Annotated in this window: 18 protein-coding genes; 7 read left to right on the top strand and 11 right to left on the bottom strand. The window is 61.9% G+C overall.

What is annotated here, in order from left to right:
• Nucleotides 1-40: 40 nt before the first annotated feature.
• Nucleotides 41-820 carry an SDR family NAD(P)-dependent oxidoreductase gene (locus A6U98_RS14565; RefSeq protein WP_064650866.1) on the top strand — a complete coding sequence of 260 codons (780 nt, stop codon included), beginning with the start codon at nucleotides 41-43 and terminating at the stop codon, nucleotides 818-820.
• A 16-nt stretch (nucleotides 821-836) separates the two neighbouring features.
• Here the strand turns inward: A6U98_RS14565 and A6U98_RS14560 are convergent, their stop codons facing one another.
• Complete coding sequence (locus A6U98_RS14560) at nucleotides 837-2,054, bottom strand: adenylate/guanylate cyclase domain-containing protein (RefSeq protein WP_064650864.1); 1,218 nt, start codon at nucleotides 2,052-2,054, stop codon at nucleotides 837-839.
• A gap of 64 nt (nucleotides 2,055-2,118) precedes the next feature.
• The gene (locus A6U98_RS14555) at nucleotides 2,119-3,144 is read right to left on the bottom strand and encodes a LacI family DNA-binding transcriptional regulator (RefSeq protein ID WP_064650862.1); all 1,026 of its coding nucleotides are present in this window, start codon (nucleotides 3,142-3,144) and stop codon (nucleotides 2,119-2,121) included.
• A gap of 95 nt (nucleotides 3,145-3,239) precedes the next feature.
• Between A6U98_RS14555 and A6U98_RS14550 the strand changes: the two genes are divergently transcribed.
• From A6U98_RS14550 to A6U98_RS14540, 3 genes are all read left to right on the top strand, one after another.
• Nucleotides 3,240-4,427: a phytanoyl-CoA dioxygenase family protein gene (locus tag A6U98_RS14550; RefSeq protein ID WP_064650860.1), complete on the top strand. Its 1,188-nt coding sequence runs from the start codon at nucleotides 3,240-3,242 to the stop codon at nucleotides 4,425-4,427.
• Nucleotides 4,428-4,518: 91 nt separating this feature from the next.
• A complete protein-coding gene (locus tag A6U98_RS14545) occupies nucleotides 4,519-5,340 on the top strand; it encodes an SDR family oxidoreductase (RefSeq protein ID WP_064650857.1) in 822 nt (273 codons plus the stop codon).
• Between the two features lie 95 nt (nucleotides 5,341-5,435).
• On the top strand, nucleotides 5,436-6,347 hold the full coding sequence (locus tag A6U98_RS14540; protein WP_064650855.1) for an SMP-30/gluconolactonase/LRE family protein: 912 nt from the start codon (nucleotides 5,436-5,438) through the stop codon (nucleotides 6,345-6,347).
• Between the two features lies 1 nt (nucleotide 6,348).
• Here the strand turns inward: A6U98_RS14540 and A6U98_RS14535 are convergent, their stop codons facing one another.
• The 5 genes from A6U98_RS14535 to A6U98_RS14515 form a co-directional block, all read right to left on the bottom strand.
• Entirely contained in the window at nucleotides 6,349-7,098 is a 750-nt protein-coding gene (locus A6U98_RS14535) for a ThuA domain-containing protein (RefSeq protein ID WP_064650854.1), read from the bottom strand.
• A 59-nt stretch (nucleotides 7,099-7,157) separates the two neighbouring features.
• Entirely contained in the window at nucleotides 7,158-8,240 is a 1,083-nt protein-coding gene (gene ugpC, locus A6U98_RS14530) for a sn-glycerol-3-phosphate ABC transporter ATP-binding protein UgpC (RefSeq protein ID WP_064650852.1), read from the bottom strand.
• Between the two features lie 19 nt (nucleotides 8,241-8,259).
• A complete protein-coding gene (locus A6U98_RS14525; RefSeq protein ID WP_064650850.1) occupies nucleotides 8,260-9,171 on the bottom strand; it encodes a carbohydrate ABC transporter permease in 912 nt (303 codons plus the stop codon).
• A gap of 1 nt (nucleotide 9,172) precedes the next feature.
• The gene (locus A6U98_RS14520; protein WP_064650847.1) at nucleotides 9,173-10,060 is read right to left on the bottom strand and encodes a sugar ABC transporter permease; all 888 of its coding nucleotides are present in this window, start codon (nucleotides 10,058-10,060) and stop codon (nucleotides 9,173-9,175) included.
• A 96-nt stretch (nucleotides 10,061-10,156) separates the two neighbouring features.
• Nucleotides 10,157-11,449: an extracellular solute-binding protein gene (locus A6U98_RS14515; protein WP_064650845.1), complete on the bottom strand. Its 1,293-nt coding sequence runs from the start codon at nucleotides 11,447-11,449 to the stop codon at nucleotides 10,157-10,159.
• A gap of 203 nt (nucleotides 11,450-11,652) precedes the next feature.
• Between A6U98_RS14515 and A6U98_RS14510 the strand changes: the two genes are divergently transcribed.
• From A6U98_RS14510 to A6U98_RS14500, 3 genes are all read left to right on the top strand, one after another.
• Nucleotides 11,653-12,657: a Gfo/Idh/MocA family oxidoreductase gene (locus A6U98_RS14510; RefSeq protein ID WP_064650843.1), complete on the top strand. Its 1,005-nt coding sequence runs from the start codon at nucleotides 11,653-11,655 to the stop codon at nucleotides 12,655-12,657.
• A 12-nt stretch (nucleotides 12,658-12,669) separates the two neighbouring features.
• On the top strand, nucleotides 12,670-13,668 hold the full coding sequence (locus A6U98_RS14505; RefSeq protein WP_064650841.1) for a LacI family DNA-binding transcriptional regulator: 999 nt from the start codon (nucleotides 12,670-12,672) through the stop codon (nucleotides 13,666-13,668).
• A gap of 203 nt (nucleotides 13,669-13,871) precedes the next feature.
• Complete coding sequence (locus A6U98_RS14500; protein WP_064650839.1) at nucleotides 13,872-16,115, top strand: glycoside hydrolase family 2 TIM barrel-domain containing protein; 2,244 nt, start codon at nucleotides 13,872-13,874, stop codon at nucleotides 16,113-16,115.
• A gap of 108 nt (nucleotides 16,116-16,223) precedes the next feature.
• Here the strand turns inward: A6U98_RS14500 and A6U98_RS14495 are convergent, their stop codons facing one another.
• The 4 genes from A6U98_RS14495 to A6U98_RS14480 form a co-directional block, all read right to left on the bottom strand.
• A complete protein-coding gene (locus tag A6U98_RS14495) occupies nucleotides 16,224-17,339 on the bottom strand; it encodes an ABC transporter ATP-binding protein (protein WP_064650837.1) in 1,116 nt (371 codons plus the stop codon).
• A gap of 3 nt (nucleotides 17,340-17,342) precedes the next feature.
• Nucleotides 17,343-18,329 carry a carbohydrate ABC transporter permease gene (locus tag A6U98_RS14490; RefSeq protein WP_064650835.1) on the bottom strand — a complete coding sequence of 329 codons (987 nt, stop codon included), beginning with the start codon at nucleotides 18,327-18,329 and terminating at the stop codon, nucleotides 17,343-17,345.
• Nucleotides 18,326-19,279, bottom strand: a complete 954-nt coding sequence (locus A6U98_RS14485) for a sugar ABC transporter permease (RefSeq protein ID WP_064650833.1) — start codon at nucleotides 19,277-19,279, stop codon at nucleotides 18,326-18,328. Before A6U98_RS14485 ends, A6U98_RS14490 begins: the two co-directional genes overlap by 4 nt.
• Before the next feature lie 127 nt (nucleotides 19,280-19,406).
• Complete coding sequence (locus A6U98_RS14480) at nucleotides 19,407-20,666, bottom strand: ABC transporter substrate-binding protein (protein WP_064650831.1); 1,260 nt, start codon at nucleotides 20,664-20,666, stop codon at nucleotides 19,407-19,409.
• Between the last annotated feature and the right edge of the window lie 50 nt (nucleotides 20,667-20,716).

The following is a 20,716-nucleotide window of genomic DNA, read 5'->3' as shown; positions in this document are numbered from 1 at the left end:
ACAGTTGGCATGTCGGCAAAACGGCAAGGAGAGCCCACCCATGGAGTTGAAGGGAAAGATCGCATTGGTGACAGGCGCCGGTTCCGGCATCGGCAAAGCCGCGGCGTTGCGGCTCGCTGCCGAGGGTGCAAGGGTCGCAGCATTGAGCCGCACCGCCGACGAGGTCGAAAAGACTTCCGCCGAGATCAAGGCCGCTGGCGGCCAGTCGATCGCGTTGACGGCAGATACCAGCGATGAAGCTCAAATGCGGGGCGCCGTCACGCAACTGACCGACACCCTCGGCGGCCTCGACATCGTTGTCGCCAATGCTGGGATCAACGGCGTGTGGGCACCGATCGACGATCTGAAACCGGAAGAATGGGACAAGACCATCGCTGTCAATCTGCGCGGCACCTATCTGACCCTGCATCTGACGGTTCCGCATCTGAAGCGCCACGGCGGCTCGATCATCGTCGTCGCTTCGATCAATGGCACCCGTACCTTCACTACGCCGGGCGCCACCGCCTACACCGCAACCAAGGCGGGCCAGGTCGCCATGGTCCAGCAGCTCGCCCTCGAACTCGGCCGGCACGGCATCCGCGTCAATGCCGTCTGCCCGGGCGAGATCGAGACCAATATCGGCGCCAATACCGACAGCCGCCATCGCGAGGAGACGGAGGTTCCCGTAATCTGGCCGCAAGGGGATATCCCGATTGCCGGCGGCAAGGCAGGCAAGAGCGAGGACGTCGCCGAAACAATCCTTTTCCTCGCCTCCGACCGCGCACGGCACATCACCGGTACGCCGATCTGGATCGACGGCGGCCAGGGCCTGTTGCGATAGCTCTTGCAGTAAGAACTCAGCCGTTCAGCCGGGCGCTGTCGAGGGTATACAGTTCCTGCGCGCGCTGCACGCCGCGCAACGCATAGCGCCCGACGCAGGCGAGTGCGGTACGTTGCTGCTCCGGTATCGCCGCGGCGAAATCGGAGGAGATCAACAGGTTGAGATCGACGGAACGACACATCGAGGCGATCCGACTGACCTCGTTGACGGCAGGTCCGATGACAGTGAAGTCCAACCGGTCCTGGCTCCCGATATTGCCATAGAAGACATCACCGATATGCAGGCCGATATAGACGTCGGTCGTCGCCCGGCCGTCAGCCGCACGCGCGGCATTCAGCGTGGTGAGCTTTTCCCGCAGCAACGATTCGGCGCTCAGCGCCGCACGGCACGTCTCGGCCGGCACCTCGCCCTTAAAGATGGCGAGCACACCGTCGCCGATCAGCTTCAGCACGTTGCCGCCGGACTCGTGGATCGCCGTGATAACCGCCTCGCTATAGTCGTTGAGCAGCGGGATGATCTCCTCCGGCGGCACGCTGTCGGAGATCTTGGTGTAGTTCAGCAGGTCGGAAAACCAGAGTGCAGCGGAAATCCGTTCCGATTTACCGCGGCTGATCTTGCCTTCCATCACCTGGCGCGCGGCATCCTCGCCGAGATAGACCTCGGCGATGGTGCGGGCGATACGCCCGAGCGCGATACATTTGATCGCCAGCCCCAACACCGGCACCAGCTTGCGCAGGATGGCGAGGTCGTGATCGGAAAAGCCCTCGGGATGTTTCGTCGCGAAATGCGAAAAGAAGCAATCCATCTCGCCGATCGTGCCGGCCTCGCTGAAACGATGCATCATCGCCACAAAGTCGGTGTGACCGGCTTCAGCGATCGTATCGAGCATGGAAAAATCGATCGGATCGCCGAAGCCGAGACGCCGGCGTATCTCCCGCTCGTTGCGAGACCAAAGATGATAGAAGGCCGAACGCTGCCAGTTCGACGCTGCCTCCCCCGAGATCGTCGGACCATATTCGAACTCGGTCTGGATTTCCTCGATGCTGTCCCAGCGGAAGGCGCGGCCCTCATGCACCGGATGCAGCGTATCCATCAGCGCCAGACCGCGGTCGAGGGGCAGGCCGGCATCCCGGCAAGCCGAGCAGAAACCGGTCATCAGTTCGGCTTCCGAAACGCCCTTCAGTCCCTGCTCCGTGATCCAGGCTGCAATCGTGCTGACGTCGCTGTAATCCATGTTCTCACCTTCACTCGTGTCAAAGCTGTAGCTCGAATTCGGCATCGAAGGAAAGCCAATTGGCTCAATCGCCCGCGGGCATATTGTAGGGCGTGACGATTTCGACTGATGAAAGCGAGGGCGTAGCCGCGCGCGGCAAGGCAGTCGCCCGGCTCATGATCGCCCGGAAGGCCGAACGCGCATCTGTTCTGAGATCATGATGCAGCACGAAGCCGATCCGACGCGCCGCAAGCAGGGCGCGATTATCTGCATCGAGATCATGGGCGACGAAAACGCGGACGGGGCGGTTGGCCGCGTCGAAGGCCGCCAGCACCGCCCGGTTGCCGCCGCCGATCGAATAGACGGCGTTGATGGCGAGATCGGCCGCAAGCGCTGCCGTGGCAAGCGTTCCCGTCGCAGCATCGGTGCCGTGGCCCTCGCTGATCTCGGTAATGCCGATATCGGGATAGCGGGCGCGGATGACGCGGCGAAAGCCGATTTCGCGCTCCTCCTCGCCGCGAAAGCGTCCGCTCGACAGCGTCACCAGCACCTTGCCACCATCACTCCCGAGGAATTCGCCGATCAGATAGGCTGCGGTCTCTCCCGCCGCCCGGTTGTCGGCACCGGCATAGGCGATGCGGGCCGAATTCGGCAGATCCGTCACCAGCGTCACGACGGGAATGCCGGCCGCGTCCGCCCGCGCGACGGCGGCTGCCACCTCGGCGACGTCAGGCGCTTTGAGCACGATGCCGTGCGTGCCACGTAGCCGGATGCGATCGAGAAGCTGCACCAGCTCGGCCGGCTTCATCACCTCGGCAAAATGGAACCGGCAGCGGAAGACGCCCGGCAGAAAGGTCGCCATCTCCGCCTCGAAGGCGGCCCGCACCGCATCGCTGAAACGCTGCGGTGTCTCCATGACGATATCGATCGCCAGCATGCGGCCGTTGCCCATCGCCGCGGCCTGCTGCTTCTCCAGCTCCGCGATCGCTGCCTTCACCCGCATCTCGGTCTGCCGGCGCACGCCCGGTCTGCCATTCAGCACCCGGTCGACGGTGGCGGTGCTGAGCCCGGCCTGGAAGGCGATGTCCTTGACGAGAAAGAGGTGTGCCATGCGATCAGCCTGATGGTTTTTTGATGGATTTCTGATCTATATCACCCGGCATCGCGGCGTATAGTGCCCCCATTGGAAAGAGGGAGGAGCCCGCCATGAAAACCGACAACCAGCAGAAACTGCGCGCCGACCGCGTCTGGCTGAGCGAAGACGCCTGCGATCTCGACGATTTCCGCGGCCTTGCGGAAAAGACCACCGTGCTTGCCGATTACCCCTCAGCGTCTGCGGTCGAAAAAAACGTCCTGATCTATGACAGCCGCAAGGTGATGGCCGCAGTCGCAACGCCAGAAGGCCGACGCGCCGTGCTGGCGGAAATCTGCGAGGCGTTCGGCGAAGGTCCTGGTGTCGTCGTGTTCAAGCGCGCTTACGAAGGCACCGGCATCGTCGACCGCGCCAGCACGATCTTCGATGCGATCATCGAGGAACAGCACCGCACCTCGACCGGCGGTGGCGACCACTTCGCCAAGCCTGGCGCCAACGACCGTATCTGGAATTCGCTGGAAAAACATTGTCTCGCCGATCCGGCAAATTTCGCCGAATATTACGGCAACGCCATTATCGCGCTGGCAAGCGAAGCCTGGCTCGGTCCGAGCTACCAGATGACGGCGCAAGTCAACCGCGTCAATCCGGGCGGTTCGGCGCAATCGGCGCATCGCGACTACCATCTCGGCTTTCAGTCCTCAAAGGTGATCGAGCAGTTCCCGGCACATGTGCATCGGCTCTCGCCGGTGCTGACATTGCAGGGTGCGGTCGCCCATTGCGACATGCCGCTCGAAAGCGGCCCGACACTCTTCCTGCCGCACAGCCAGACCTATGTGCCGGGTTACCTCGCACTAAAGCGGCAGGAATTCCGGGATTATTTCGAGGCCAACCATGTCCAGCTGCCGCTCGAAAAAGGCGACCTCGTCTTCTTCAATCCCGCCCTCTTCCATGCCGCCGGCACCAACCGCTCGGCCGACATCAAGCGCGTCGCCAACCTCCTGCAGGTCTCCTCCGCCTTCGGCCGGGCGATGGAAACCGTCAACCGCGAGAAGATGAGCACCAGGCTGTACCCTGCTTTGAAGGCCTTGCAGGGCAGGCTCTCGCCTGACGAAATCGCCAACGCCGTGGCCGCCTGCGCCGAGGGCTACTCCTTCCCGACCAATCTCGACCGCGACCCGCCACTCGGCGGACTGGCGCCGAAGACACAGGCGCAACTGATGCATGAGGCGCTGAAGGAAGGCTGGAGCGATGAAGCCTTTACGGCAGCACTTGCCGAGCAGGCCCAGAAGAAGCTGAGCTGATTTGGAGCTCGAGCCTCTTGCATCCGCACTGACATAAAGCCTCCCGCAGCCGCGGGAGGCTATTCGCACATCATCACAATGGAGGAACCACATGAGCACAGACCACGGCCGCCTCGACGGCAAGATCGCCATCGTCACCGGCGGCACACAAGGATTGGGCGCAACCATTGCCCGTCTCTTCGCCGAACGCGGCGCAAAAGGCATCGTCATCTGCGGCCGCAACGAAGCCAAGGGCAAGGCAAAGGCGGCGGAGATTTCGGCTGCGACCGGCACCAGGATCGTCTACGTTAAAGCCGACCTCGGCAAGGTCGAGGATGCACAGAATGTCGTGCGCGCCTGTGACGAGACCTTCGGCCGCGTCGACGCGCTGGTCAATGCCGCCGCCATCACCGATCGCGGCACCATTCTCGATACCAGCCCGGAACTCTTCGACTCCATGTTCGCCGTCAATGTGCGTGCGCCGTTTTTCCTGATGCAGGAGGCGGTGAAGGTCATGCGCCGGGAAAAGATCGAGGGTACGATCGTCAATATCGGCTCGATGTCGGCCAAAGCTGGCCAGCCCTTCATCGCCGCCTATTGTGCCTCCAAGGGCGCGCTAGAAACGCTGACGAAGAACACCGCTTATGCGCTCCTGCGCAACCGCATCCGCGTCAACGGTCTGAACATCGGTTGGATGGCCTCCGAAGGCGAGGACCGCATTCAGCGCGAATATCACGGCGCACCGGCCGACTGGTTGGAGAAGGCGGCGGCAAGCCAGCCCTTCGGCCGTCTTGTCGATCCGCACGAGGTGGCGCGCGCCTGCGCTTACCTGTCGTCTTCCGAATCCGGCCTGATGACGGGCTCGGTCATCTGCTTCGACCAGTCGATCTGGGGCGCTTACGACGGCTCGCCGCATCCGGACGCCGCCCTCTGAAAAAGCCAGAGCCCGGCATTTCCATCGCCGGGCTCTGGCACCCCCAGCTTTTTGCCGCTAGGAAAAGAACGGCAGCATTCAGGGAGGAAACTGGCATGGGCGACAATCCGATTTATGAGATCCGCGACGAACGCTTTGGTGCAATGGTCATCGGCAGCGCCGGCCTCGAGGAGCTCTATTCCGACTGCCGCTGGACGGAAGGCCCGGTCTGGTTTTCCGATCTGAACTGCCTTCTCTGGAGCGATATCCCGAATGAACGCATGATGCGATGGACACCGGATGGTACGGTCTCCGTCTTCCGCGCACCCTCCAACTACGTCAATGGCAACACCCGCGACCGGCAGGGCCGGCTGGTCTCATGTGAACATGGCGGCCGCCGCGTCACCCGCACCGAGACGGACGGCACCATCACCGTTCTCGCCGACAGTTACCAGGGCAAGCGGCTGAACTCGCCGAACGACGTCGTCGTGCACTCCGATGGCGGGGTCTGGTTCACCGATCCAACCTACGGCATCCTGTCGGATTACGAGGGCCACAAGGCCGAGCCCGAGCAGCCCACACGCAACGTCTACCGGATCGACCCCGTAAGCGGGACGATCGATGCCGTCGTCGAGGATTTCATCCAGCCGAACGGCCTTGCCTTCTCGCCCGATGAGACGAAGCTTTATATTGCCGATTCCGGCTCCGCAAAACATGACGTGCCGCGCCATATCCGCGTTTTCGACGTCACCGACGGCAGGGCGCTCGCCAACAGCCGCTATTTCTGCAGCCTCGATGTCGGCCATCCCGACGGTTTTCGTTTCGATGTCGCCGGCAACCTCTGGACGAGTGCCTCCGACGGCGTGCACTGCTTTTCGCCCGACGGAACCCTGCTCGGCAAGATCAGGGTGCCGCAGACGGTGTCCAACCTCACCTTCGGCGGCCCCAAGAAAAACCGGCTCTTTATCACCGCGACGCGTTCGGTCTATTCGATCTATCTCAAGACGACCGGCGCACAATATCCATAGATCAGGCCTTCGGTCTTTCGGGGCGGCCGTGCAGCGGCTCGGCCCGGTGCCAGTTCTCCAGGATGCGGCCATCGGTGTGATTCTGCCGCACCCAGCGGATGCCGTTCGAGATCACCTTATGCACGGTCTTGTCGTGATAGATTGGGTAGGTCTCGTGGCCGGGGCTGAAGAAGAAGATGCGGCCGCGGCCGCGCTGGAAGGTGCAGCCGCTGCGGAACACCTCACCACCGGAATACCAGGATATGAAGACAAGCTCGTCCGGCTGCGGAATATCGAAGGGCTCACCATACATTTCCGAGGCATTGACCTCGAAATAGGGCGGCAGTCCCTCGGCGATCGGATGCGAGGGATTGACCACCCAGACGCGCTCCAGATCGCCATCCGGCGTCTCGCGCCAGGAGAGGTTGGCATTGGTGCCCATCAGCCGCCGGAAAAGCTTGGAATGATGGCCGGAATGCAGAACCAGCAATCCCATGCCCTTGAGCAAGCGTTGCTGCACGCGATCGATCAGCCCGTCGCTGACCTCCTCATGCGCCATATGCCCCCACCAGAGCAGCACGTCGGTGTCATCGAGCACGCTGTCCGGCAGGCCTTCATCGGGATCATCGAGCGTGCCGCGGCGGATTTCGAAATCTGGATGGGCAATGCCGGCAGCGATCGCTCCGTCGATACGATCAGGGTAGATCTCCTGAACCTCCTTATGGAGCTGCTCGTGGCGTCCCTCGTTCCATATGGTGACCTTGATTGTCATGGCATTCCTCGATTTTTGGGGGCCTCGATGTCCAGGCCTTGATGTGTCGGGCGAAATTGTCAGGCGGTTGCCGGACGGATCACCCGACCGGCGGAATCGAACAGATGGCAGGCGGCGGGATCGGCCGTCAGCGACACCCGGTCACCCGGCCGCACGGCGATATCGCCTTCGGCGCGCACCACGATCGGCTGCTGCTGCGAGCCGACGGTCATGTAGGTCTCGACGCCGAGCCGCTCGACGATGACCACCTCAGCGGTGAAATTGCCCTGGCCCTCGGCTGCGATCTTCAGATGCTCCGGCCGGATGCCGAGCTTGGCCTCCCCCTGCGGAACCACGCCGTTCGCATCAGCCAGATCGAGCGAAAGCCCGATCGGGCTATCGAGATGCAGCTTGCCCGCCGATGGCCGCGTTGCGGTGACGGGAATGATGTTCATCTTCGGCGAACCGATGAAGGTGGCGACAAATTCATTGTCCGGCTGATGGTAGAGCGCCATCGGCGCACCCTCCTGCGCCACCACGCCCTTGTTCAGCACGACGATGCGGTCGGCCATCGTCATCGCCTCCACCTGGTCGTGAGTGACGTAGACGACGGTCGCCTTCAACTCGCGGTGCAGGCGCTGCAGCTCGGCGCGCATCTGCACCCGCAGCGCCGAATCGAGGTTCGACAACGGCTCGTCGAACAGGATCAGCGCCGGCTTCTTGATGATGGCGCGGCCGATCGCCACGCGCTGGCGCTGGCCGCCGGAAAGCGCGGCCGGGCGGCGGTCGAGGTAATCGGTGAGCTGCAGGATTTCGGCGACGCCCTCCACCTGCCGGCGGATCTCGGCCTCTGGCACCTTCTTCAGGCTGAGCGAGAAGCCAATATTTTCGGCAACGCTCATATGCGGATAGAGCGCATAGGACTGGAACACCATGGCGATGCCGCGCTTGTCGGGTGGCACGTCGTTGATGCGGTTGCCGTTGAGGATGAGGTCACCGTCGTCGATGCCTTCGAGGCCGGCGATCATCCGCAGCAGCGTGGACTTGCCGCAGCCGGACGGGCCGACGAAGACCGCGAATTCGCCGTCTTCCACGGTGATGTCGACGCCCTTGATGACCTCGAGCGCACCGTAGAACTTGCGAACATTTCTGAGATTGATCATCTGTTTCTCTTTCTTGATCTCAGCCCTTCACACCGCCCGAAAACGTCTGGACGAGGAAGCGCCGCGCAAAGCCGAAGGCGACGACGGCAGGCAGCAGATAGATGAATGCAAGTGCGGTCAGCAGGCCGTAATCGATCTCGTTGATGCGCAGAAAGGCGCGAAAGAGACCGAGCGGCAGCGTCTGCAGCTCCGGCGATGACAGGAGAATCAGCGGCAACAGGAAATCGCCCCAGGCCGACATGAAGGCGAAAAGCCCGGCCGCAGCCAGCCCCGGCAGCGCCAGCGGGATCAATACCCGGCGGATGCGCTGTATCAGTGTTGCCCCATCCATCAGCGCCGCCTCCTCGTAGTCCCTCGGCAGCCCGTCGAAGAAGGTCTTCATGATCCAAAGCGCCAGCGGCAATTGCATTGTCGCAAGCACCAGGATCAGCCCGAGATACCCGTCGATGAAGCCGGTCCAGCGCATGATGTCACGCGTATAGCTGCCGAAGATCGGCCTGAGCACCGCCGCTTCCGCGTTGTTCAACGTCAGCAGGAATTTGTAGAGCGGCACGACCAGCGCCGTCGGCGGCAGCACCCGGATGAGCAGGATCGCGTAGAGGAAGGGCAGCTTCCACCAGGCCCGGGTGCGCGACAGCGCGTAACCGCCGAGCCCCGAAAGCACCATGACGAGCAGCGTCGCGCTAGCGACCACGAAGAGCGAATTGAACAGCCACTTCGCCCCGTCCTCCTTGGTGAAAACTCTTACATAGTTGGCGAAGGTCCACTGCTCCGGCCAATGCAGGAAGAGCTGCGCATTGCCGTCGAGAGAGGCAAGCAGCACCCAGAAGAAGGGCACCGCGCAGAAGATCGAGATCAGCGACAGGGTCGCATAGGCGATGAGGTCGGAGCGACCCTTGTTTGCGGTTTCACTTGGGGAAACGACGGCCATGTCAGACCTCCACCTTCATGGCCCGGACGTAGGCGATGCCTAATATCAGCGAGATGACGAGCGCGACGACGGCGACCGCGGCACCATAACCCAGCTGGAACGCCGTGAAGGACTGGTTGTAGATATAGATGCTGACCACCTCGGTCGCCCCGCCCGGCCCGCCGCGCGTCAGCGCATAGACGAGGCCGAAGACGGCGATGGTGGAGACGGCCGAGATCAACATATAGAGCAGGATCGTCGGCATCATCAGCGGCAGGGTGATGCGGCGGAACATCTGCGATGGAGTGGCGCCGTCCATGCGCGCTGCCTCATAAATCTCCGCCGGAATGGTACTGAGGCCGGCCGTCAACAGGATCATCGCCGTGGCGATGCCGCGCCAGGTGTTGACGACAATGATCATCGACAGCGGGAAGACCTGCAGCCAGTCCGCCGGCGTGACGCCGAAGAAGCTGACGATGCGGCTGAGTGTGGCATTGTCGCCGCCCGCCAGCATCGAGATCCACATGAATCCGGCGACGACTTCAGGGGCCGCGTTCGGCAACAGGATGATCGACGAGAACACCCGCCGAAAGCGGATCGGGCGACGCAGCGCAATTGCCGAGATCAGCCCGAGCACGAACTGGCCGATCACCGCCGAACCGATGACGAAGACGAAGGTGACGAACAGCGAATTCCAGAACTTCGCGTCGTTGAAGAGCCGCGTATAGTTCCTGAAGCCGACGAAGCGGGGCCGAAGGGCCGCGGCCCCAGTCAGGGCCTCGTTGGTGAAGCTCAGATAGATCGAATAGAGGGCCGGATAGATGACAAAGGCCAGAAGCAGCACCAGCGAGGGCAGCAGGATCAGCAGCCATTGCCGCTCAGTGCGCTTTTCATGAGAGTTTCGGGCCATGGAAGCTCACAACCTTATCGGCTTATCGAATGAAAGCGGGAAGACGCGGGCGATGGTGCCGCGTCCCCGTCTTGGCGGAAGAGAGGGTGCCGGAGCTTACTTAACCATGTCGTCGCCGAGCGTTTCTTTGACGTAGTCGACAAGGATCTTCTGGGCGCCGGCGGCATCGGTTTCTTTGCGGAGCAGCGCTTCGGTGGCCCGCGCGACACCTTCCGAGACCGTACCGAAACCGGAGGCCTGCTTCAGGAACACGCCGTTCCCGGCAGCCGCATGGATCGGAACCAGTTCCGTCAGCTTCTGGAACTCGGCATTGTCAGCCGCACCCTTGCTGGCCGGGATATTGCCGATACGGGCGGCGTAGGAAACCTGCGTCTCGATCGAGCCGATCTCCATCAGCGCCTTGATCGCCAGTTCCGTATTGGCCGACTTGGAATTGACGGCCCACGGCGCAGCGAGGTTGGCAAGTACGTACTGGCCGCTGCTCTGGCCGGGAACGGTCCAGGTGCCGACCACCTTCGTCACGTCAGGGATCGGATTCTTGCTTTCGCGACCCCAGTCGAAAATATAGCACCAGGAGCCGCAGGTGGTCGCGACGAGCTTGCCGGCCGGGAACATCTGGTACTTCGGCACGACCCAGGGCTCGGGTCCGAGCAGCGGCTGCGTTGGCATCAGGTCCTTGTCGATCAGTTCCTTGTAGACGTTGAAGACATCTTTGATGCCTTCGCCATTCAGATCGAGCTTGCCGTCGGCATCGACCAGCTGCGGCGTCTTGGAACCGACGAGCAGATGCTGGAAGCCTTCATCGAAGGCGCCGCTTCCCCAGGAAACGCCGGCCGGAAAGAGCAGGCCGTAGGCGCCGGTCTTCTGCTTGATCTCGGCCGCGCGGTCGAGAAGTTCCTGCCAGGTCTTCGGCTGTTCGGTGGAAATTCCGGCTTTTTCGAGAACGTCTTTGCGGTAATAGATTTCCTGAATGCCGAGCATGAACGGCATTACATAAGTTTCACCATCCGGGCTGACGGCAAGCTCCTTGGCGACGTCATAGAGGTTGGCGTAACCGTCCCAGGCCTTGAACTCCTTGGTAACAGGCGCGAGGTAACCGGCTTCCACCATGTCGGAAACGGCAGCCGTCGTTGGGATGGAGAACAGGTCGGGCGCGTTGCCGGCGCCGAGTTCCGTTAGGAGTTTGGTCAGGTAATCCTTGTCGGGCGCCGGATATTCGATGACCTCGACGGTGACGCCATATTTCTTTTCGATCCGCTCGACCGTCGACTTCATCGCGTCGATGCCGGCCTGACCGTGATTTGCAATGCGGATTGTTTCAGCCTGCGCCAGCGTCGAAACCGCGCTCAGCAGAACGGCGCACAGGCCGCCAAGAACCATCTTCTTCAATGGAAGTCCTCCCTTTTTTAGAGACACGGCGCCCTCCAGCACCGGTTGCGAAAATGTACACGCATTCCAAACACTGACAAGATGGTTTTTGAAAAGATTCGAATGCGAGTTTTAATATACTGATATTGCTTATCTATATAGATATTGCCATCGCTATGTCGTTTGTGTAATCGTGTGCACAATGCATTCAGGGAGGAATTTTCATGACTAGGAAATTACGCCTCGGTGTCATCGGCGCTGGCTTGAAGGCGGCGGAATATGCCGAGAGCTGGGTCAAGATGCCGGAGATCGAATTCGCTGCGCTCGCCGACACCACCGCGGCTTCGCGCCAGCGCCTGATCGACGTCTGCCTCGCCGCCGGCGCACCACAACCGAAGAGCTTCGAGGATTATCGCCAGATGCTCGCCGAAAACAGGGGTGAACTCGACATCGTCTACGTCTCCACCCCGCACGCCTTCCATGCCGAGCAGGCAACCGCCGTCGCCGAGGCCGGCCTCGACCTCTTCCTGGAAAAGCCGATGGTGACGACGGTCACTGAAGCCGAGAGGCTGATCGCCGCACAGAAAAAGAGCGGCGTCACCATCGTCACCGCCTTCCAGGGCGGCCTGTCGCCGCTGGTGCTCGACACGCGCCGGCGGGCTCTCGCCGGCGAATTCGGCGAGCTGATCGCCATATCAGGCATGATCTGGGAAAGCTGGTCGTCCAATTATGACGGCCACTGGAAGCAGCAGCCTGATATCTCCGGCGGCGGCTTCATGTTCGATACCGGCGCCCATATGATGAACACCGTCTGCCTGCTCGCCAATTCCGATTTCGACAGCGTGTCGGCCTACATGAACAATCACGGCAGGCAAGTCGATATCGCCACCGCCGTCTCCGCCCGGCTGAAGAACGGCGCGCTAGCGACACTGACGGCCGCCGGCGAAGGCCCTCCGGGCTGCGCCTCCTACATCACCTTCTTCTATTCGAAGGCGATCGTGCGCATCGACGCCTGGGGCGGTTGGCGCGAGATCAGTGTCGGCCGCACCGCCGAGCCGCGCGAGGAGGCTGAGATTCTCGGTAATCCGATGAAGAATTTCCTCGCCATTCGCGAGGGAAAGATGGAAAACTCCGGCTCCGTTGAAATGGGCCTCAGATTCGCTAAGCTATGGGATGCAATCAAGGAATCGGCAGCGGCCGACGGCGCTTCCGTCAGGATCGTCGCCTAACAGGCGCTGAAGATGAGCGGTATGAGCAGACGGCGGATCACCTCGAAGGAACTGGCGAAACTCGCCGGCGTCTCCTCCGCTACCATTTCCCGCGCCTTCTCGCCGGATTCACGCATCGGCAGCGCCACCCGCGACCGCATCCTCGCTGTCGCCCGTGAACATGGCTACCAGCCGAACGCGATCGCCCGCTCGCTGAACAACCAGCGCTCACGGCTCGTCGCGCTGGTCGTCAATGCAATCGGCAACCCTTGCGAGGCCGAGGAGCAGCAGCTTCTCGTCCACCGCCTGCAGGCAAGACAATTGCTGCCGATCATCCTCTGCTGCGCCGATCATTCCGACCGGCTACAGCTGATGCGCCTTGCCTCCACCTATCAGGTCGATCACGTCGTCGTCTTCTCCGACATGGTGTCGATGCAGGATGCCGTCGATATCTTCCACACGACCAAGCCGATCATCGTCTCCTTCGAGCCGCTCGACAACGAAAGCGTCTCCAGCATCCGCATCGACGGCGCTGAGGCCGCCGACGAGATCATCGACAAGATCGTCCGCGACGGCAAGAAGCGTTTCGCCTACCTCTCCGGCACCAATTCAAGCTGGATCGACAAACTCAGACGAAAATGGTTCGCCGATGCGCTGGCCAAGCGCGGCCTCTCTTTCGAGGCACAGGCCTTCGGTGACTACTCCTATGATTCCGGCTTCAAGGAAGCCGTGCTCCTGCTGCACCGGGATAAGGTCGACGCCATCATCTGCGGCAACGACGTCATGGCGATCGGCGCACGCGATGCCGCCCGCCGGGTGCTCGGCAAGAACACGCCTGATGATATCGCCATCGTCGGCCAGGACGGCATCGCCATGGCCGCCTGGGATTGCAACGACCTCACCACGCTGAGCCTCGACCATGTCGCCTTCATCGATGCCGTCGTCGAATTGATCGAACGCCATGACGCCGAGATCGAAGGCCCGCACAGCATCACGCTCACCTGTACCGCCCGCTGGGGCTCGACCGCCTGATGCATGTCGCCTGGAAATGTACAGCGGTTCCGGGATGACGACATGCATGAAAAAAGCTAAAGCGCGTCGCATGAATCAAGTTCGCTGTGACGTGCTTTAGCGACTCGCTCATCCATTGCATCGAGGAGGAATACCGATGACCAGATTTTCACGCGCCGAGAAGCGCCGCAATGTCCCTGATGCCGCAATCTGGAGAGCCTGAAATGCGTTCCGTTGTTTCCTTCAATGAAGGCTGGAGTTTCCACGAGGGCTTCGGCCAGCGTTTGCTCGAAGCTTTCGATGCCGCCAAGTCGGTCAGCCTGCCGCATACCGCCGTCGAACTGCCCTTCAGCTATTTCGACGAGACCAGCTATCAGCGCGCCTTCACCTATCAGAAGGTGCTGCGCTGGCTGCCGGAATTCGAGGGCCGCGAGGTTTCGCTCGTCTTCGACGCCGCCATGGCCGACAGCGTCGTCTATCTGAACGGTGAGGAAATCATTGCCCATAAGGACGGCTACACCCCCTTCGAAGCCCGCCTCACCGGTAAGCTCGCCAAGGGCGAGAACCTCGTCACCGTCAAGATCGACGGCAGCGAAAACCCCGACATTCCGCCTTTCGGCGGCCGCATCGATTATCTGACCTATGCCGGCATCTACCGCGATGTCTGGCTGAAGGTCACCGACCCGGTCTCGATCCGCAATCTCAAGATCGAAACCACAGACGTTCTTAGCCCGGAGAAATCGGCGACCATACGCGTCGATATCGCCAATCCCGAGGGCCGCAGCTTCTCGGCGACGGTCACCGCCACGCTGAAACAGGCCGACGGTACGGTGGTCGCCACCGCCGCAACCGAAACGATCGGCAGCCGCACCACGCTCTCCTTTGGGGGCCTCACCGGCATCGCCCTCTGGGACATCACCGATCCCACGCTCTATGACGTCACCGTCGAGCTCAGGACCGAACACGGCTCCGACCGTGTCTCGACCAGATTCGGCTTCCGCACCGCCGAATTCACGCCGGAAGGTTTCCTCCTCAACGGCAAGCCATTGAAGCTGCGCGGCCTCAACCGCCACCAGGCCTTCCCCTATGTCGGTTATGCCGCCGGCCGTTCCGCCCAGGAGCGCGACGCCGACATCATGAAGACGGTGCTGAAGTGCAACGTCGTCCGCACCTCGCATTATCCGCAGTCGAAGTGGTTCCTCGACCGATGCGACACGATCGGCCTGCTGGTTTTCGAGGAGATCCCGGGCTGGCAGCATATCGGCGATGCCGACTGGCAGCAGGAATCGATCGAAAACGTCCGCCGCATGATTGAGCGCGACTGGAACCACCCCTCGATCATCATCTGGGGCGTGCGCATCAACGAATCGCAGGATAATCACGATTTCTACGCCGAGACCAACCGTCTCGCCCGCGAACTCGACAGCACCCGCCAGACCGGCGGCGTGCGTTATCTCACCGAGAGCGAACTGCTCGAAGACGTCTATACGATGAACGACTTCATCCTCGGTAACGAGGAATTGCCGGGCGCCAACCGCCCGCGCACCGCGCTGCGCGCCCAGCAGGAAAATACCGGACTGCCGCACAAGGTGCCGTACCTCATCACCGAGTTCAACGGCCACATGCACCCGACGAAGATTTATGACCAGGAGCAGCGTCAGGCCGAGCATGTGCGCCGTCACCTGGAAGTGCTGAATGCCGCCTATGGCGATCCTGATATCTCAGGCGCCATCGGCTGGTGCATGTTCGATTACAACACCCACAAGGATTTCGGCTCCGGCGACCGCATCTGCTATCACGGCGTCATGGACATGTTCCGCGAGCCGAAATTCGCGGCCTATGCCTATATCAGCCAGTGCGACCCTTCCGAGGAGATCGTCATGAAGCCGGTGACCTTCTGGGCACGCGGCGAACGCAATATTGGCGGCGTGCTGCCGCTGATCATCCTGACCAACTGCGACGAGGTGGAGCTGCGATATGGCGCGCTCAGCAAGCGCATCGGTCCGGATCGCGAGAATTATCCACATCTGCCGCATCCGCCCGTCGTGCTCGACCATCGGCATTTCACCCCCGACGAGCTCGGCACCTGGGGTCTCGAATGGATCGACGGCACCTTCACCGGCTATATCGGCGGCGAGCCGGTGGCCAGCCTGACGCTGGTGGCCGATCCGCTGCCGACGACTCTGGAGGTGGTTGCCGATAGCAGCACGCTGAAAGCCCGTGAACGCGACAGCACACGCGTCATCATCCGCGCCCTCGACCAGCGCGGCCAGCGCCTGCCCTTCATCAACGACAGCATTTCGCTGAAGGTGCACGGCCCGGCAAGGATCGTCGGCCCGAGCAACGTACCGCTGCAGGGCGGCACCGCCGGATTCTGGCTGGAGGCGACGGGGTTCACTGGCGAGATCACCGTCGAAGCAGTTTCCACGCGTTTCGCGCCGGTGACGCTCGGGGTGACGGCTGCCTAGCGCACAACCCCGAGAATCGAAATCGATTTTCGGAAAGGATTGTGCGCAAACTCAAAGTGTTAGAGCGTCCCTAGCGCGTCTTATAGACGCGCGGCGCTCTAATGACCGTTACGAAATCCTGAGCTGGCTATTGGGATCGAAGAAGACGGCCTTGTCGAGATTGAATGCGAGACGGGTGTTTTGTCCTGGCGCGATGCCGGTATCGGCACGCAGGCGGGCGACGACGGATTTGCCGCCGAGCTTGGTGACGGCGAAGGTGTCGGAGCCGGCCGGTTCGACCACCTCGATCAGGCAGTCGCCCTCGGTCAGCGAGCGCGCCTTGCGGTCGGCGCCATCGGGATCGGTCAGCGCTTCCGGCCGGATGCCGAAGATCACCTGTCTGCCGGTATAGGCGGTCAGGCCATTGTTGCCTGCGATGACCGGCAATCTCAGCGGGGCAGCATTCGGCCGCTCCAGCGAGACTTCCAGCCCGCCGGCGCCGTTTTCGACGGTGGCGTTGAGCAGGTTCATCGCCGGCGAGCCCATGAAGTCGGCTACGAAGATATTGGACGGGCTGTTATAGATCTCGGCCGGCGTGCCGAACTGCTGCAGCACGCCGTCCTTCAGCACGGCGATCTTGGTCGCCAGCGTCATCGCCTCGATCTGGTCATGGGTGACATAGACGAAGGTGGTGCCCATGCGCTGATGCAGCCGCTTGATCTCGGTGCGCATGTCGACCCGCAGCTTGGCATCGAGATTGGAGAGCGGCTCGTCGAACAGGAAGACCTGCGGATTGCGCACCAGCGCCCGGCCCATGGCGACACGCTGGCGCTGGCCGCCGGAGAGCTGGCTCGGCTTGCGGTCAAGCAGATGGCCGATCTGCAGCATGTCGGAGACTTGGGCGATCGCCTTGACACGCTCCTCCTTCGGAACGCCGCGGATCTCCATGCCGAAGGCGATGTTTCCCGCCACCGTCATGTTCGGATAGAGCGCGTAGGACTGGAACACCATGGCGATGTCGCGCTTGGAGGGATGCAGCCCGCTGATGTCGCGCCCGTCGATCTTGATATCGCCAGAGGTGATCGTCTCCAGCCCGGCAATGGTGTTGAGCAGCGTCGACTTGCCGCAGCCGGACGGGCCGACCAGCACGAGAAAGCCGCCCTTTTCGAGTTCGAGGTCGATCCCCTTGAGAATGTCGACGGCGCCGAAGCGTTTTCTGAGACCGGAGATTTCGAGGAAGGCCATGGATTACCCTTTGACAGCGCCCGCCATCAGACCGCGCACGAAGTAGCGGCCGGCGAGGATATAGACGATGAGCGTCGGCACGGCTGCGATCATCGCAGCCGCCATGTTGACATTGTATTCGACCACCCCGGTCGAGGTGTTGACGACATTGTTCAGCGCCACCGTCATCGGCATGGATTCACCAGTGCCGGCATAGGCTGAGGCAAACAGGAAGTCGTTCCAGATATTGGTGAACTGGTAGATGACGGTGACGACGATGATCGGCAGCGAGTTCGGCAGCATGATGCGGCGGAAGATCTGGAAGAAGCTGGCGCCATCGACCTGGGCGGCCCGCACCAGCTCGGTCGGAAAGGCCTCGTAGAAATTGCGGAAGAACAGCGTCGTGAAGCCGAGGCCATAGACGACATGGACGAAGACCAGATTGACGGTCGGATTGCCGAAGCCGAAGCTCCAGCCCGTGGCATTCTGCAGCGTCATGCCGAAGCGGCCGAGGCTGCCGAGGATCGTTGCCATCGGCAGCAGCACCGACTGGAACGGGATGAAGCAGGCAAACAGCATCAGCCCGAACACCAGCGTGTGGCCGGGGAAACGCCATTTGGTCAGCACATAGCCGTTCAGCGCCCCCATGATGGTGGAGATCGCCACAGCCGGCACGACCATCTTGATCGAGTTCCAGAAGTAGCCCTTGATGCCGGCGCAGGTCAGCCCGACGCAGGTCTCGCCCCAGGCCTTGATCCAGGGATCGAAGGTCGGCGATTGCGGCAGCGCCAGCATGTTGCCGTTCTGGATCTCGTCCATGGTCTTGAACGAGGTCGTCAGCATGACGAAGAGCGGCATCAGATAGAGGACGGCAAAGATCAGCAGCAGGCCGTAGATGACGGTGCGGCCGATCCAGCGGGTGTTGTTGCTGTTCCTGCTGTCGTTCCTATAGTCGCCACCCTGCGGCAGCGGTGAGGTCGAGGTTGCTATCGGAGAGGTCACGCTGCTCATCGCGCCTTCTCCTTCAGTTCGGAATAGAGATAGGGCACGATGATCGCCGAGATCGTCATCAGCATGATGATGGCGCTGGCCGAGCCGACGGCCATCTCGTTGCGCTTGAAGGTGTATTCATACATGAAGTTCGACGGCAGCCAGGCCGAGCCGCCGGGGCCGCCCGAGGTCAGCGCCACCACAAGGTCGTAGGACTTGATCGCCATATGGGCGAGCACGATGAAGGCGGAGAGAAAGATCGGCCGCAGCAGCGGAATGACGATGCGCCGATAGAGCTGGAAGGCGGAAGCGCCGTCGATCTGGGCGGCCTTCATGATCTCGCCGTCGATGCCGCGCAGACCCGCCAGGAACATCGCCATGACGAAGCCCGACGCCTGCCAGACACCGGCGATGACGACGGTGTAGATGACGAAGTCCTTGTTCTTGATCCAGTCGAAGTGGAAGCTCGTCCAGCCAAAATGGTGCAGCGTCTGTTCCAGCCCGAGGCCGGGATCGAGGAACCATTTCCAGGCAACGCCTGTCACAATGAAGGACAGCGCCATCGGATAGAGGAAGATCGGCCGCAATACGCTCTCGCCGCGGATCTTCTGGTCGAGCAGGATGGCGAGGAAGAGACCGAGCGCCAGGCAGATGCCGACATAGAGAAAGCCGAAGATCGCCATGTTGGTGATCGAGGTGTACCAGGAGGACGGCGGATCGCTCTCGAAGGTCCAGCGCCACAGCCGCTGATAGGCGCGTGCTCCGGTCAGCGCATAGGAGGGAAAGGTCTTGGAATTGGTGAACGACAGATAGGCCGTCCAGACGATGAAGCCATAGACGAAGATGATGGTGATGACGAAGCTCGGCGCCAAGACGATCTTCGGCAGCGCATCCTGCAGCCGGCCCCTCAACGAGATCCCCGTCGATTGCCTCGGCGTCAAAACCGGATCGGTGGTCGCAACGGTGCTCATGGAATGTCATCTCCTGCCTGCATGATCGTCCGGGCAATCGGCCCCGCATGATCATCCCGTATGATCGGCGCGGAGCCTGAAGCTTCCCCGCCAGCAGGCGGGGAAGCATTTGTCATCACACGTGGCCTCAGCGGGCGTCGTCGATTGCCTGGACGAGCTGCTTGACGGCTTCGTCGGAGGTCTTGATCTGGCCGTGGACGAACTTCGAGACGACATCCTTGTAGGCATTGGCGATGGCCGGAGGCGCGCCATAGCCCTGGGCGAGCGAGCCGAACAGCGTGCCGCCTTCGTTGGCTGCCTTCAGGTCGGCGATGCCCTTCTTGCCGCAAGCGTCGAAGTCGGTATCGGGAACATCGGTACGAGCCGGCACCGAACCCTTGACGACGTTGAAGGCCGACTGGAAGCTCTTCGACAGCGTTGCCGTTGCCAGCGCCACCTGGGCCGCCTTGCGGTCGTCGGGGACGTTGAACATGCCGAACATGTCGGAGTTGTAGACCACGCTGCCGTCGGTGCCGGGGAAGCGGTAGCAGAGGAAGTCGGTATCCGGCGTCTTCTTGGCGGCGACGAATTCGCCCTTGGCCCAGTCGCCCATCACCTGCACCAGCGCGTCACCCTTGATGACCATGGCGGTCGCCAGGTTCCAGTCGCGGCCCGAGAAGTTCGGATCGACATACTTGATGATCGTCGCCAGATTGTCGAAGGACTTCTTCATCGTGTCGGACTTCAGCGATTCCTCGTCGAGGTCGTTGAAGGCCTTCTTGTAGAACTCCGGACCGCCGGTCGACAGCACGATGGAATCGAACATCGTCGCTTCCTGCCAGTTCTGGCCGCCAAGGGCGAGCGGGATGACGCCGGCGGCCTTGGCCTTGTCGAGCAGCGCAATCAGCTCGTCGAAGGTCTTCGGCTCAGTGCCGCCGATCTTGTCCATCACAGCCTTGTTGATCCACAGCCAGTTGACCGAGTGGACGTTAACAGGGGCTGCGACCCACTTGCCGTCATAGACCGAGAACTTCTGCAATGCGGCCGGAACCGACTTGTCCCAGCCTTCCTTCTTCGCCGTCTCCGTCAGATCGCCCATGACGCCGGCCTCAGCATAGTCGAGCACGGTATAGCCGAGCATCTGCGAGGCTGTCGGATAGGTGCCGGCTGCCACCATCGCCTTCAGCGCCGTCATCGCCGCATCGCCGCCACCGCCGGCAACCGGCACGTCCTTCCAGGCAAAACCTTCCTTCGAAAGATCCTGCTTCAGAACGTTCAGTGCCGCCGCCTCGCCACCAGACGTCCACCAGTGCAGCATCTGCACTTCCTTGACGTCGGCGGCTTGGGCAGCACTGAGGCCAGCCATCATCACGACAGCAATAGCTGCCGAGCTCAAAAACCTGTTCATGAATTTCCTCCCGTTTGCAAATCGGCGGCGGGACCCTCCCTGCCGCCCGA

The sequence above is a fragment of the Rhizobium sp. WYCCWR10014 genome, from assembly GCF_001657485.1.
Taxonomy (GTDB): domain Bacteria; phylum Pseudomonadota; class Alphaproteobacteria; order Rhizobiales; family Rhizobiaceae; genus Rhizobium.
Note: the sequence above shows the minus strand (reverse complement) of the source record. Positions and strands in the feature narration are given on the sequence as shown.